This window comes from Cupriavidus pinatubonensis (assembly GCF_019602855.1).
GTDB lineage: Bacteria > Pseudomonadota > Gammaproteobacteria > Burkholderiales > Burkholderiaceae > Cupriavidus > Cupriavidus pinatubonensis.
Window position 1 is genome coordinate 2,105,534 of record NZ_CP080766.1, and the last position, 14,870, is coordinate 2,120,403.

Annotated in this window: 10 protein-coding genes; 7 read left to right on the plus strand and 3 right to left on the minus strand. The window is 64.6% G+C overall.

Translation table 11 applies throughout. The features are described 5' to 3' along the window. Window positions 1-79: 79 nt before the first annotated feature. The 3 genes from K2O51_RS09560 to K2O51_RS09570 form a co-directional block, all read right to left on the minus strand. Window positions 80-3,529, minus strand: a complete 3,450-nt coding sequence (locus tag K2O51_RS09560; RefSeq protein ID WP_011300948.1) for an adenylate/guanylate cyclase domain-containing protein — start codon at window positions 3,527-3,529, stop codon at window positions 80-82. A gap of 223 nt (window positions 3,530-3,752) precedes the next feature. Further along, window positions 3,753-4,859, minus strand: coding sequence for an S-(hydroxymethyl)glutathione dehydrogenase/class III alcohol dehydrogenase (locus tag K2O51_RS09565; protein ID WP_140950963.1), 1,107 nt, complete (start codon window positions 4,857-4,859; stop codon window positions 3,753-3,755). Window positions 4,860-4,942: 83 nt separating this feature from the next. Beyond that, window positions 4,943-6,028, minus strand: a complete 1,086-nt coding sequence (locus tag K2O51_RS09570) for a GlxA family transcriptional regulator (RefSeq protein ID WP_140950970.1) — start codon at window positions 6,026-6,028, stop codon at window positions 4,943-4,945. A 342-nt stretch (window positions 6,029-6,370) separates the two neighbouring features. On the opposite strand from K2O51_RS09570, the gene K2O51_RS09575 reads away from it, so the two are divergent. The 7 genes from K2O51_RS09575 to K2O51_RS09605 all read left to right on the plus strand — a co-directional run bounded on the left by K2O51_RS09575 (window position 6,371) and on the right by K2O51_RS09605 (window position 14,735). Continuing rightward, window positions 6,371-7,759 (plus strand): L-serine ammonia-lyase, encoded by a 1,389-nt coding sequence (locus K2O51_RS09575; RefSeq protein WP_011300945.1) that lies wholly within the window; start codon window positions 6,371-6,373, stop codon window positions 7,757-7,759. A gap of 14 nt (window positions 7,760-7,773) precedes the next feature. Beyond that, window positions 7,774-9,018, plus strand: a complete 1,245-nt coding sequence (locus tag K2O51_RS09580) for a sarcosine oxidase subunit beta family protein (protein ID WP_011300944.1) — start codon at window positions 7,774-7,776, stop codon at window positions 9,016-9,018. A 19-nt stretch (window positions 9,019-9,037) separates the two neighbouring features. After that, window positions 9,038-9,334 (plus strand): sarcosine oxidase subunit delta, encoded by a 297-nt coding sequence (locus K2O51_RS09585; RefSeq protein ID WP_011300943.1) that lies wholly within the window; start codon window positions 9,038-9,040, stop codon window positions 9,332-9,334. After that, on the plus strand, window positions 9,331-12,342 hold the full coding sequence (locus K2O51_RS09590; protein ID WP_220630125.1) for a sarcosine oxidase subunit alpha family protein: 3,012 nt from the start codon (window positions 9,331-9,333) through the stop codon (window positions 12,340-12,342). The genes K2O51_RS09585 and K2O51_RS09590 overlap by 4 nt, the downstream gene beginning before the upstream one ends. Continuing rightward, window positions 12,332-12,985: a sarcosine oxidase subunit gamma gene (locus K2O51_RS09595; protein WP_011300941.1), complete on the plus strand. Its 654-nt coding sequence runs from the start codon at window positions 12,332-12,334 to the stop codon at window positions 12,983-12,985. The genes K2O51_RS09590 and K2O51_RS09595 overlap by 11 nt, the downstream gene beginning before the upstream one ends. Continuing rightward, the gene (locus tag K2O51_RS09600) at window positions 12,982-13,428 is read left to right on the plus strand and encodes a dihydroneopterin aldolase (RefSeq protein WP_011300940.1); all 447 of its coding nucleotides are present in this window, start codon (window positions 12,982-12,984) and stop codon (window positions 13,426-13,428) included. The genes K2O51_RS09595 and K2O51_RS09600 overlap by 4 nt, the downstream gene beginning before the upstream one ends. A 155-nt stretch (window positions 13,429-13,583) precedes the next feature. Then, window positions 13,584-14,735, plus strand: coding sequence for a porin (locus tag K2O51_RS09605; protein ID WP_220630126.1), 1,152 nt, complete (start codon window positions 13,584-13,586; stop codon window positions 14,733-14,735). Window positions 14,736-14,870: the final 135 nt, after the last annotated feature.

Genomic DNA, 14,870 nt, shown 5'->3' on the forward strand with positions numbered 1-14,870 from the left:
TGTCACAGGCAGTTCGGGATCGCTGGCAGTGGGCCGATGACAGTGTCCGGACTCGCAAGCCACCCCGCAGCTGTTTGCTTTACTGTTGCCCGAGTTGGATGAGCAATGCGCGGGCCTCGCGCAAGTCCGCTGTGTCGAAGCCTTCACTGAACCAGCCGTAGGTCTCGGACAGCAATGTTCGGGCCTCAGCATGCCGGCCCTTCTGCTGCCACAGGCGGCTCAGCGCCACAACCGCGCGCAGCTTCGGCGATCGGGCATCCTGCCTTGTGGCAATCGCGATCGCCCGCTGGAAGCTGGCTTCGGCATTGTTGGCGGCCTCGTTCGCAACGCCCGGTTCGCCCGCTTCCCGCAGCGCAAGTTCTCCCTTGAGCCGATGCAACTCCGCTTCGTGAACCCGCTCTTCGGTTCGTTCCACGGCAGCGAGCGCTTCGGCCACCGCTGCAAGCCCTGCTTCGACTTGTCCGGCTTTGGCGCAGGTGTCGGCCAGTAGCGCGAGGAAATGGGTTCGCAGAAGCTCGGCGCCCGTTTCGCGGTATGCGCACAGGCCCTTTTGAATGAGGCTGATCCCCTCTGCGCTGTGGCCGCCTGCAGCCACGGCGCAGCCCGACAGGATAGTGCCGCAAGCCAGGCCGTACGGCAAACCATAATCATTCGAGAGAGCAACGAGTGCCTGCGCGAGGTCGTGCGCCAGCTTCACTTCGCCACGGAACAGGCGGACCTGTGCTGCGGCGATCAGCGCATCGGCCGTGTCAGAGGGATGGGACGGATTCTGCGCAAGGGTGAGTGCCTCCTGGCCGCGTGCGCAGGCCTGGTCCGGGTAGCCCAGCATCCACAGGTCCATGGCAATCAGGGCGAGCCCTTGCACACCCGGTTCCAGTCCATAGACGTAGGCATGCGAACGGTGCTGCCGTGGGTCATAGAGCGCCATGGCTTGCTCCAGCTGCTCCTGCGCCGGGAGCAGTTCGCCAAGATAGAACAGGTTGGCGCCCAACGCCCGACGCGCCTGAAGCAACCACGCAGGATCCTGCGCCTGTTCAGCCAGGTCAAGCAATTGCCCAGCCAGTTCGCGCGCGGTCCGGAGTTCCGCACGGACCGTGTAGAACGTGCGGAGGCCCATCAGCGCAGTAAACCGCTGGGTCGTGTCTTCCAGCTGCTGACATAGGGCCAGCGCGCGCGCGTAGGTTGCGCCCACCTCCGGCGCAGCGAAGCCACCTTTAGCCATCCAGGCTGGTCCGAGGGTGATCTGAAGCGTGAGTTCCTGTTGTGCGCGCTCGGGGCAATCCGGTAGCGTGGCGAGCAGTCCGAGCGCCATGGTGAGATGGGTGACAGCCTCGGCGTCGGCCGAGCGTTGCACGGCCTGGCGGCCGGCACGGTGCAGGTACACCACTGCCTTTGCCGTGTTGCCGCTGCGGCTGAAGTGATACGCCAGCTCGCTGCAGTGCTCCTCAAGCTGGGCGCTGAAGAGCGTCTCGATTGCCTGCGCCGTGCGCTCATGCAATGCACGACGCCGCTCGCTCAGCAAGGAGCCGTAAGTTACCTCCTGGGTCAGCGCATGCTTGAAGCTGTACTCCACCTCCGGGAAGGCAGGCTGCTCGTAGATAAATTCGCCTGCTTGCAGGCGGGCCAGCAGGCTCTTCGTCTTGTCCTCGGGCAGGTCCACGACGCTACCCAGCAGGCTCCAGGTAAATATCTTGCCGATCACGGCCAAGGTCTGCAGCAGGGCTTTCTCGGCAGGTTGCAGGCGGTCGATACGGGCGGCGAGCACTCCCTGCACAGTGGCAGGAATGTGCAGCTTGCCCGGAATCTGCACAAGTCGGTAATGCCCGCGCTCGCCGCGCAGCACCTGCCCCTCGACGAGGTCCTGCACCACCTCCTCGATAAAGAAGGGGTTGCCTTCGGTCTGCTCCAGGATCAGCTGCTCGAGCCGGGCCAGTCCGGTGGCATCGCCCAGCAGCGCGTGCACCAGGTCCCGGGCTTCGGCTTCGCCAAGCGGATCCAGGCGTAGCTGGGTGTAATAGCTCTTGCGGCTCCAGTCGTGCCGGTATTCAGGACGGAAATTGACCACCAGCAGAATGCGAGCACTGGGCACGCTCTCGCCGAGAAAGCCGAGGAACGACTCGGTTTCGCTGTCGAGCCACTGCAAGTCCTCGATGACCAGCTCCAGTGGCTGGGTCAGGCTTTCGCGCACGAGCAGCCGCTTGATTGCCTCGAAAGTCCGCTGCTGACGGATCTGGTTGTCCATCTGTGCCAGCGCAGAGCCTGGCTCGACGACTCCCAACAGGTGGCAAAGATAGGGCAGGCTGTCTTCCAGCGCGCGGTCAAGCGTCAGGAGCTTGCCAGTGAGCTTTTCGCGCCGCCGGCGCTCATCGTCTTGCGCGGTGATCTGGCAGTAGTTCCGTAGCAGTTCGATGAGCGGCAGATAAGGGTAGGCCTTGCCGTGCGAAACCGAGAACGTTTCGAGCACCAGGCAATCACGCGGCGCGAGCAGCTTGAATTCGTGGCAAAGCCTTGACTTGCCCACCCCCGGCTCGCCGACCACGCCGACAATCTGCCCATGTCCGGCCCGTGCCCGTGCCCTCGCTTCGCGCAATTGTTCGAGTTCCCGGGTGCGGCCGACAAAGCGCGCCAGTCCGCGGCTTGCCGATACCTGCAGCCGGGTGCGAAGCGGGCCGAGCCCGACAACTTCGAAGACCTCCAGCGGCTCGGGCAGTCCCTTCACGCTTGTCGCGCCGAGGGCCTTGAACGCGAAGTAGCCTTCAGTGAGATTGCGGGTGTGTTCGCTTGCGACAATCGAGCCGGGAACGGCGATGTTCTCCATGCGCGAGGCAATATGGATCGAGTTGCCCACCGGGTCGTAATCGGTGTGCAAATCCTTGATGCGAATCGTGCGCACCACGACTTCGCCGGAGTTGATACCGACACGGATCTGAAGCGCGATGCCCTGAGCGAGGCGCACGCCGTCGGCGTAATGGCGCATGGCCTCCTGCATGCGAAGCGCCGCCAGCAGGGCCCGCTGCGGATGGTCCTCGTTGGCGATCGGTGCGCCGAACAGTGCCAGGATGCCATCGCCCATTGACTTGGCGACATAGCCTTCGTAGTGGTGAACGGCCTCCATCATCAGCGCGAGCACCGGGTCGATCAGGCTGCGGGCGTCCTCGGGATCGAGATCATGGATCAGCGCGGTGGAGCCGGCCATGTCCGCGAACAGCGCAGTGACCATCTTGCGCTCGCCGTCCGTCTGGCGGCGGGCTTCCATCTCCGCCTGCGCCGCCAGGATACGCTCGGCCAGATAGGGCGGGGTGTAATCGATGGGAGTGCTGGGCGCCGTTGACGTGGCGCGCACGGCCCCGCTCGATGTAGCGGGGGCGCTGGAGGGGGCGTTCAGCGGCGAGCCGCATTCGCTGCAAAACTTGGCGCTGGCCGCGGACTCCTGCCCGCAGGCCGGACAGGCACGCACCTGCCTGACGCCACATTCCTCGCAGAACTTGGCGCCTGCCGGATTCTCGAACCCGCACCTTGGGCAGCGCATGGACCTTGTCCCCTTGATGGGGCCAGCGACAGTCAACCGTTCAATCTTATCAAGGTGTGCACGGCCCGTCGAACGAGAAGCGGCGCTTACTGGAGGCACTCAATTTCGCGGACAAAAGGCGGGCGGGAGTGCCTAATTCAATACATCGATGGGTCGCGGCGGAGTCGGCAGGAATCGGTCATCCGCTCCCTGCCTACAAGGGTGTTCTCGGGAAAGGCGCTCCTCAGTACAGCACCACCGAGCGGATCGACTCGCCGCGCTTCATCAGGTCGAAGCCTTCGTTGATGCGGTCGAGCGGCAGCGTGTGCGTGATCAGGTCGTCGATGTTGAGCTTGCCGTCCATGTACCAGTCCACGATCTTGGGCACGTCAGTGCGTCCGCGCGCGCCGCCGAAAGCCGAGCCCTTCCATTCGCGACCCGTGACGAGCTGGAACGGACGCGTGGAGATCTCCGCGCCGGCCTCCGCCACGCCGATGATGATCGACTTGCCCCAGCCCTTGTGGCAGCACTCGAGCGCCTGGCGCATGACCTGCGTATTGCCGATGCATTCGAACGAGTAGTCCGCGCCGCCGTCGGTGAGCTGGATGATGTGGTCGACGACGTTGCCCACGTCCTTCGGGTTGATGAAATGCGTCATGCCGAACTTGCGCGCCATCGCTTCGCGCTCGGGGTTCAGGTCCACGCCGATGATCTTGTCCGCGCCGACCATCTTCGCGCCCTGGATCACGTTCAGGCCGATGCCGCCGAGGCCGAACACCACCACGTTGGCGCCGGCTTCCACCTTCGCGGTGAAGATGACGGCGCCCACGCCGGTGGTCACGCCGCAGCCGATGTAGCAGACCTTGTCGAACGGCGCGTCGGGGCGAATCTTCGCGAGCGCGATTTCCGGGACCACGATGTGGTTGGCGAACGTCGACGTGCCCATGTAGTGGAAGATCGGCTTGCCGTCGATCGAGAAGCGCGAGGTGCCGTCCGGCATCAGGCCCTTGCCCTGCGTGGCGCGGATGGCCTGGCACAGGTTGGTCTTGCGCGACAGGCAGAACTTGCACTGGCGGCATTCCGGCGTGTAGAGCGGAATCACGTGGTCGCCGGGCTTCAGCGAGGTCACGCCGGCACCGACATCGGTGACGATGCCCGCGCCCTCGTGGCCGAGGATCGCCGGGAAGATGCCTTCCGGATCGGCGCCGGACAGCGTGTAGTAATCGGTATGGCAGATGCCGGTGGCCTTGATTTCCACCAGCACTTCACCGGCGCGGGGGCCTTCCAGGTCCACGTCTTCGATCGTTAGCGGCTTTCCCGCCCCCCAGGCAACTGCTGCGCGTGTTTTCATGACTCTCTTCTGTGGAAATACGCTGTTGGCGTCAAATGATTGGTGGCCCGACGAGGTGATGGTCCGTGGGCGTAGGTACAGGTTCAACACTCGCTCTCAATTTCAGTGAGCGCCGAGACCTCGCCAGCATCGCCGTCGGGCAGCAACGGCTCGGCGGAATCCGGGCCTTTGTCGCGGTAGGCTGCGGGCGGCACTCCGAATTGCTTGCGAAATTCACGGCCAAGGTGCGATGCATCGGCAAAGCCGCAGCCCAAGGCGATGTCGGCGACCGTGCGGTCCGAGCTGGTCAACAACCACGCAGCGGTCCTCAGGCGCACATGCTTGGCGAATGCCTGTGGGCTCTTGCCCGTCTCTGCCTTGAACAGGCGTTCGAGTTGTCGTGGCGACAGGTCGAGCTTGCAGGCAAGCGCATCCAGCGGGAGCGCCCGGCCGACGTGCTGTTCCATCAGCAGGATTGCGCGCTTGACCTTGGGGTGCGTCGCGGGCTCCAGCCCGGGTGGATGCGGCTGTGGGGCATTACCCTTCTGCATCTCGCCGACCAGCAGGATTCGGAGCGCCTTTTGGACGGTGGCGTGATCGAAGTGGCGCAGCAGAATGGCGGCTGCGACATCGATCGACGCGCGCCCGCCCGAGCAGGTGATGCGCCGGCGGTCGATCACGAACAGCCGGTCGGCAATCAGCAGGTTGGGATCGACTGACGGGAATCGCTCCATGAAATCCCAGTAATGGAACCAGCTTACGCAGGCCCGGTGCCCCTGGAGCACACCAGCGCGCATCAACGCGAATACGCCCGTGCAGATGCCGACGATTGTCGCGCCGCCGCCCGCCGCGCGGCGGATGAAGTCCAGCGTCTCGGGCCCCGCCTGCGGTCCCGAGTGCAGCAGTCCGCCGACGACGACCACGTAGTCGAACGGCTCTGCCTCGTCGAATGTTTCCCACGGTGCAACCTGGATCCCGCAACTCGCGCGTACCGGGGCGAGTGTGTTCCCGATCACACTCCAGACGCACCGAACCGGCTTGCTGTAGTCGCCATCGTCGGCCGACAGCCGGAGCATGTCGACGAAACCCGAGAACGCCGTCAGCGTGAAGTTCGGCAGCAGCACGATGCCGAAACGCACGCGCCGTGGCGCCAGCTCGGCGACGGGAGAAATGGGAACGTCGGGTGTCATGGCGGCATCCATCTTGGCTGGTTCGGGCAAGCGGGCGGATCTGGGTTGTGGGGCGGGGGTGCTCTGGGCACCAAACGCCGGTGATGCGTACGGCATTCCTGCAGCGCTCGCCGCCTGTCCGCTCGACGCGGCTCAGGCACAGTCAGCGTCGCCGATCCGCCTGCCGCGAACTTGCGCTTTTCCGACGCAAATCATCGCCAAAACGAACTTCCCGCCTGACCGGCCCCCCGCCTGGCGGCGTCGTCCCACGTCGATGCCGCTTTTGTTCTATCGGCAAATTCCACGCTTTGATGTACTGGCGTCCAACGACACCTACCAGCCAAGAGCAAAGAGGCAAGCCAGATGAATGTCAGCGTTTTCGACCTGTTCAAAATCGGCATCGGTCCATCGAGTTCGCATACGGTCGGCCCGATGATTGCCGCATGCCGATTCGTCTCGCACCTTGAGGATGCGAACCTGCTCGGCTTCGTGCGCCGCGTGCGGGCCGAATTGTACGGTTCGCTCGGTGCGACCGGAAAGGGCCATGGCACGGACAAGGCGGTGCTGCTCGGCCTTGAGGGAAGCTTGCCCGACCGCATCGATCCGGACGTCATTGAGCCGCGGCTCGCGCAGATCCGCAAGGACAAGCGCCTGTTGCTGCTTGGCAAGCATGAGATTGCGTTCGACGAAAAGGAGCACATCGGCTTCTTTCGCCGTCTGATGAGTGGCACGGGCAATGTCGTGCATCCGAACGGCATGCGCTTCCAGGCGTTCGACGAGCAGGGCCAGTTGCTCGTCGAGAAAGAGTACTACTCGATCGGTGGCGGCTTCGTGGTCAATCGCGACGGCGATCGCGTCAACGGCGTGCGCGCGGCTGCCGAGGTGCCATATCCGTTCCGCACCGGTGCGGACCTGATGCAGGCGTGCAGCGACAGCGGGCTGTCGATCGCGGCGCTGATCTTTCGCAATGAATGCGCGCTGCGGCCGGCCGAAGACGTACGCGCGGGGCTGCTGGCGATCTGGCAAACGATGGCCGCCTGCGTCGAGCGTGGCTGCAAGGTCGAGGGCGAGCTGCCCGGCCCGATGCGCGTGAAGCGCCGCGCGGCCGAACTCAATCACCGCTTGCGCACACGTTCCGAGGAGTCGCTGCGTGATCCGCTGTCGATGCTCGACTGGGTCAACCTGTATGCGATGGCCGTCAACGAGGAGAACGCAGCGGGCGGCCGCGTCGTCACCGCACCGACAAACGGCGCGGCAGGCGTGATCCCCGCGGTGCTCCACTACTACGTGAAGTTCGTGCCCGGTTCGAATGACGAGGGCATCGTCGAGTTCCTGCTGACGGCAGCCGCCATCGGGATGATCTACAAGGAGACGGCCTCCATCTCGGGTGCCGAGGTTGGTTGCCAGGGGGAGGTGGGCGTGGCGTGCTCGATGGCCGCGGCCGCGCTGGCCGCCGTGATGGGCGGTACGCCTGATCAGGTCGAGAATGCCGCGGAAATCGGCATGGAGCACAACCTCGGCATGACCTGCGATCCGGTCGGCGGGCTGGTGCAGATTCCGTGTATCGAGCGCAATGCGATGGGCGCAATCAAGGCGCTCAATGCATCTCGCATGGCGCTGAAGGGCGATGGCCAGCACTACGTGTCGCTCGATTCTGTGATCAAGACCATGCGCGAAACCGGCGCCGACATGAAGACGAAGTACAAGGAGACGTCGCGCGGCGGCCTGGCCGTGAACGTCATTGAATGCTAACGAGGGTCCATGAAATGAGCCGCTATTCGATATTCAGTCTGTTCCGCAACGGCCTGTCCTATCACGAAAACTGGGAAAAGCAATGGAAGAGCCCGGAGCCCAAGCGCGAGTATGACGTGGTGATCGTCGGCGGAGGTGGACACGGCCTCGCGACCGCATATTACCTCGCCAAGGAGCACGGCATCAGGAACGTCGCCGTGCTCGAGAAGGGCTGGATCGGCGGCGGCAACACGGCGCGCAACACGACGATCGTCCGCTCGAACTACCTGTGGGACGAGTCCGCGGCGCTCTACGAAAAGGCGATGAAGCTGTGGGAGGGCTTGTCGCAGGACCTGAACTACAACGTGATGTTCAGCCAGCGCGGCGTGATGAACCTGGCGCACACGCTGCAGGATGTGCGCGATACCGAGCGCAGGGTGAACGCGAACCGCCTGAACGGCGTCGACGCAGAGTTCCTGACACCGCAGCAGATCAAGGAGATCGAGCCGACCATCAACCTGAACAGCCGCTATCCCGTGCTTGGCGCGTCGATCCAGCGCCGTGCCGGCGTGGCGCGCCACGACGCGGTCGCGTGGGGATTCGCACGAGGCGCCGATCGCGCGGGCGTCGATATTATCCAGAATTGCCAGGTGACCGGTATCCGCCGCGACCGCGGCGCGGTCGTCGGCGTCGAGACGGTGAAGGGCTTCATCAAGGCGAAGAAGGTCGCGGTGGTCGCGGCCGGCAACACGACAACGCTCGCCGACATGGCCGGGGTGCGCCTGCCGATCGAGAGCCATCCCTTGCAGGCCCTGGTGTCTGAGCCGATCAAGCCGGTTGTCAACTCGGTGATCATGTCGAACGCGGTGCACGCGTACATCAGCCAGTCCGACAAGGGTGACCTGGTGATCGGCGCGGGCATCGACCAGTACACCGGCTTCGGCCAGCGTGGCAGCTTCCACATCATCGAAGGGACGCTGCAAGCCATCGTCGAAATGTTCCCGGTGTTCTCGCGGGTGCGGATGAACCGCCAGTGGGGCGGCATCGTCGACGTGTCGCCGGATGCTTGCCCGATCATCAGCAAGACCGACGTGAAGGGGCTCTACTTCAACTGCGGCTGGGGCACGGGCGGCTTCAAGGCGACGCCGGGCTCGGGCTGGGTATTCGCGCACACGATCGCGCGCGACGAGCCGCATGCGCTGAACGCACCGTTCGCGCTGGGTCGCTTCTATACCGGCCACCTGATCGACGAGCACGGCGCTGCCGCCGTCGCGCACTGAACGCCCCGAGGAGAAAGAAATGCTGCTGATCGAATGTCCGTGGTGCGGACCGCGCGCCGAATCCGAGTTCTCATGTGGCGGCGAGGCCGACATCGCGCGCCCGCTCGACACTGAAAAGTTGTCCGATCGCGAATGGGGAGACTACCTGTTCATGCGCACCAATACCCGCGGCACGCATCGCGAGCAATGGATCCACGCCCAGGGCTGCCGACGGTGGTTCAAGGTCGAGCGCGATACGGTCTCTTATGACATCAAGGGCTACGAAACCTTCGTCCAGCCCGGCGCCAATGCACCGCAAGGAGGGGGCAAGAAATGAGCCAGAAAGACCGTCTCGGCACGGGCGGCCGCATCCATCGCGGCGAGCCGCTGACCTTCACGTTTAACGGACGTACCTACCAGGGGTATCAGGGCGACACGCTGGCATCGGCGCTGCTCGCGAACGGCGTGCGCTTCGTTGCACGCAGCTTCAAGTACCACCGTCCCCGCGGCATCGTGACCGCCGATGTCGCGGAGCCGAATGCCGTGGTGCAACTGGAGCGCGGCGCTCACACGGTGCCGAATGCCCGTGCGACGGAGATCGAACTGTACCAGGGGCTCGTCGCGACGAGCGTCAACGCGGAGCCGGATCTGGAGCGCGACCGCATGGCGGTCAATCAGAAGTTTGCGCGCTTCATGCCCGCCGGCTTTTACTACAAGACATTCATGTGGCCGCGCAAGATGTGGCCCACGTATGAAGAGAAGATCCGCGAAGCGGCCGGCCTCGGCAAGGCGCCGACAGAACTGGACGCCGATCGCTACGACAAGTGCTACGCGCATTGCGACGTGCTGGTGGTTGGCGGCGGGCCGGCAGGCCTCACCGCCGCGCATGCGGCGGCCGTGGGTGGCGCGCGCGTGATCCTCGTCGACGACCAGCGTGAACTCGGCGGCAGCCTGCTGTCCGGCCGGAGCGAGATCAACGGCAAGCCCGCGCTGCAGTGGGTCGGCGACATTGAGGCCAAGCTGCGCAAGCTGCCGGACGTGACGATCCTGTCGCGCAGCAACGCGTTCGGCTACCAGGACCACAATCTTGTTACTGTCACGCAGCGCCTCACTGACCACCTGCCCGTATCGAAGCGCCGTGGCACGCGCGAACTGCTTTGGAAGATCCGCGCTAAACGAGTGATCCTTGCGACCGGCGCGCACGAACGCCCCATCGTCTTCGGCAACAACGACCTCCCGGGCGTGATGATGGCGTCGGCGGTATCGACCTACATTCATCGCTACGGCGTGCTGCCGGGGCGGGATGCGGTTGTGTTCACCAACAACGACCGCGGCTATCAGGCAGCGCTCGACCTGAAGGCGAACGGTGCGAAAGTGACCGTCGTCGATCCGCGCGCCTCGACCAGTGGCGCGCTGCCCGCCCTCGCGAAGCGGCAGGGCGTGACTGTCATGAACGGCGCGGTCGTGATGGCCGCGTCCGGCAAGCGGCACGTCACGTCGGTCGATGTGACTTCCTATGCGAACGGACAGGCAGGCAGCGAGGTGTCGAAGATTCCTTGCGATCTCGTCGCCATGTCGGGCGGCCTGAGTCCGGTGCTTCACCTGTTCGCGCAGTCGGGCGGCAAGGCGCAGTGGAGTGATGAAAAGACGTGCTTCGTACCGGGCAAATCGCTGCAGGCCGAGGTGAGCGTGGGTGCAGCGGCGGGCGAGTTCAACCTTGCGATGGCGCTCCCGCTCGCGCTCGAAGCTGGGATCGACGCTGCCAAGGCCGCCGGCTTCCGTCCCGAAAAGGCCCCGGCCGTGCCGAAGGTCACGCCTGTCGCCGAGGGCGCGCTACTGCCGCTCTGGCTTGTCGGCAGCCGCGCGGCTGCCGCACGCGGGCCGAAGCAGTTCGTCGACTTCCAAAACGACGTCGCCGCGTCGGACATCCTGCTCGCCGCGCGCGAAGGCTTCGAGTCCGTCGAGCATGTGAAGCGCTACACCGCCATGGGCTTCGGTACCGACCAGGGCAAGCTCGGCAACATCAACGGGATGGCGATCCTGGCGCAGGCGCTTGGCAAGTCGATTCCCGAGACCGGTACGACGACGTTCCGCCCCAACTACACGCCGGTCACGTTCGGCACGTTCGCCGGGCGGGAGGTCGGCGACTTCCTTGACCCGATCCGCAAGACCTGCATTCACGAATGGCACGTCGAGCATGGCGCGCTGTTCGAGGACGTCGGCAACTGGAAGCGACCCTGGTACTTCCCGAAGAAGGGAGAGAACCTACACGCGGCGGTGAAGCGCGAGTGCCTCGCGGTGCGCAACAGCGTCGGCATCCTCGATGCTTCGACGCTCGGCAAGATCGACATCCAGGGCCCGGACGCGGTCACGCTGCTGAACTGGATGTACACGAATCCGTGGAACAAGCTTGAAGTCGGCAAGTGCCGTTATGGCCTGATGCTCGACGAGAACGGCATGGTGTTCGACGACGGTGTCACGGTGCGGCTCGGCGAGCAGCATTTCATGATGACAACGACCACGGGCGGCGCCGCGCGCGTGCTGACCTGGCTGGAGCGCTGGCTGCAGACCGAATGGCCGCACATGAAGGTTCGGCTGTCATCGGTGACCGACCACTGGGCGACGTTCGCGGTGGTTGGCCCGAACAGCCGCAAGGTGCTGCGCAAAGTCTGCGAGGACATCGACTTCGCGAACGATGCGTTCCCGTTCATGAGCTATCGGAACGGCATCGTCGCCGGCGCGAAGGCGCGGGTGATGCGGATCAGCTTCTCGGGCGAACTGGCGTACGAAGTGAACGTGCCCGCGAACGCCGGCCGTGCCGTGTGGGAAGCGCTGATGGCCGCTGGCGCCGAGTTCGACATCACACCGTACGGCACGGAAACCATGCACGTGCTGCGCGCGGAGAAGGGCTACATCATCGTCGGCCAGGATACGGACGGTTCGGTCACGCCGTATGACCTCGGGATGGGCGGCGTCGTCGCGAAGTCGAAGGACTTCCTGGGCAAGCGTTCACTGACGCGCTCGGATACGGCGAAGGAAGGCCGCAAGCAGTTCGTCGGCCTGCTGACCGACGACGCGGAGTTCGTGCTGCCCGAGGGCGCGCAGATCCTTGCGCCGGGTACGCGCGTGTCGACGACCGAGCCAACGCCGATGATCGGCCATGTGACGTCGAGTTACTACAGTCCGATCCTGAAGCGCTCGATCGCGCTCGCCGTGGTGAAGGGCGGCCTGGGCAAAATGGGCCAGAGCATTGCGATCCCGCTGGCCGACGGCAGGCGCGTGATGGCGAAGGTTTCCAGCCCTGTTTTCTACGATACCGAAGGAGTCCGCCAGAATGTGGAATGAAACGGGTAATGCTACGCCGGTCGCGGATATGCCGGCGACCGCCGCGCGCAAACGCGCGGTGCGCCTCGAGTCGCCGTTTATCGGCACCGCCGATCTGCTGAACGCGCAGCAGACGCGTGCGCCGAAGCACTTCGTGATGCGCGAGCGGGCCTTTCTGGATCTTGTCAACGTGCGAGGCGATCTGTCCGATCCCGTGTTTGTCGACGCGTTCGAGGGCGTGGTGGGGTGCAGGCCGCCGGCCGCACCGAACACAGTCGCGCGGAGTGCCGCCTATGACGTACTGTGGCTCGGCCCCGACGAATGGCTGGTGCGGTCGAACGGGCCGGTGCCGGCGGGCGTACTCGAGCCGAAGCTCGCCCAGGCGGTCGCCGGTGCGTACGCTGCGGCGGTCGACGTCGGCAGCGGCTATACGGTCGTGGAGATCAGCGGCGAGCGCGTCCGCGATGTGCTGGCGCGCGGCTGCCCGCTCGACCTGCATCCGCGCGTGCTGAAACCGGGGCAATGCGTGCAGAGCCATTACTTCAAGGCCGCAATCGTGCTCGTGCCGACTGGGAATGACCGCTTCGAGATCGTGGTGCGCCGCAGCTTTGCCGATTACTTCAGCCGCATCATGCTTGACGCAGCGGAGCCGCTGACATCATGAAGCTCGTCGATCACGCGTTCAGCGGCCCGCTCGCCGCGTTGGAAGCGTCGTTGCTGCCGTCCAGGGGATGGAGCGTGTTCATTGACGCGTTGGCGGTGCCGGTGCGAATCGGCATCCATCCACACGAGCATGAGGCACCACAGCCCATTGTCATTGATGCGCGCCTCGGCTATCGCTGCGAGCCGCGCGAGGAGGGCGAGTGGATCGACTACGAAGGCTATTGCGCGCGCGTCGCCGCTTTCCTCGCGCACAGGCCGCATACGCGCCTGCTCGAGACGCTCGTGGCCGATATCGCGGAGTTGTCGTTCCGCGAATGGCCAGCGCTCGACACGCTGACGCTCGCCGTGCACAAGCCGAAGATCCGGCCTGGCACGAAGCGGGTCGGCGTGGCACTCGAGTGGACACGCGCCGATTACCTGCGGCGCAGCGCGAAGGCGGGCTGAGCATTGCGGTGGCCGTGTCGGCATGGTTCAAACGCGTGTCGGTATTGGACATAGGTTTCGCGGTTCCTGCCACTACTCTCGTAGACGCTGCCGCGTATGCCGCGCCGACCGGCGCGGCGGCGGTACGAGCCAAGTTCATACGAGGAGGAAATCCAATGAAAAAGGGAGCGATTGCCGGGCCGGTGCTGGCGCTGATGTGTTCTGCGTCGGCCTTTGCCCAAAGCGGCGTCACGCTGTACGGCATTGTTGATGAAGGCATCAACTACACGAACAACGTCGGTGGACATAGCCTGACCGAGTTGGCAAGCGGCTTTGCCCAGGGCAGCCGCTGGGGCCTGAAGGGGACCGAGGACCTGGGCGGCGGCCTCAAGGCATTGTTCCAGCTCGAGAACGGCTTCAATGCGAGCAACGGCAAGGCAGCGCAGGGCGGCCTGATGTTCGGCCGGCAAGCCTACGTCGGGCTTTCGGACAATCAATGGGGGAGCGTCACGCTCGGCCGCCAGTATGATTCGGTGATCGACTATCTCGCGCCGACGACCGTTGCCGGCAATTGGGGCGGGACCATGTTCGGCCACCCCTACGATAACGACAACCTGATCTACTCGTTCCGCGTCAACAACACAGTCAAGTACACCAGTCCGTCGTTTGGCGGCTTCCAGTTCGGCGGCACCTACAGCTTCAGCAACGACACCAGCTTTGCCAACAACCGCCAGTACGGCGCAGGCATGCAGTATGCGAGCGGGGGCTTGCTGCTGGCTGCGGCCTATCTGCAGGCGGACAACCCGTCGGCCACCTCGGGTGGCGCCATCAATAACGGCGGCGACCAGAACTTCCTGGCCAAGCGCTTGCGCATCTTCGGTGCCGGCATCAACTACACCTTCGGCGCGGCGACAGCAGGCTTCGCTTACTCCAACTCGAACCTGAACGAACCGCTTTCCACCTCGTACATCTCCGGCTCGATCCTGCCGGCGAACGGCACGTTGAACTCGCTCCGGTTCCAGAACCTCGAAGTGAATTTCAAGTATCAGGTCACGCCCGCCTTCTATGCGGGCGGAGCCTACACGCTTACGCTGGAGCACTTCAACGCCTCGTCCGGCGACGCGAAGCCGAAAGTTCATTCCTTTGGCCTGATGGCGGATTACAGCTTTTCGAAGCGCACGGACGTCTATATCCAGGGTGCTTACCAGCGTGTCGCCGGAGGCAAGACCGGCACCGCACTGGACATGGCTGACTTGCCCGGGGCGGCGAACGCATCATCGACGTCGAGCCAGTTCCAGGTTCGCGCCGCGATTCGCCACAAGTTCTGACCGGAACTTCTCCGGCGACCTGGTCGAAGAAGATTGCGATCGGTGTTGCGGGGGATGTCCGCGGCGCGGCGATGTCGGTAGGGGACGGCGCGCTCGATGTCGCCGCCGTGCAAGCGCCTGTCGGGTTTTGGACAT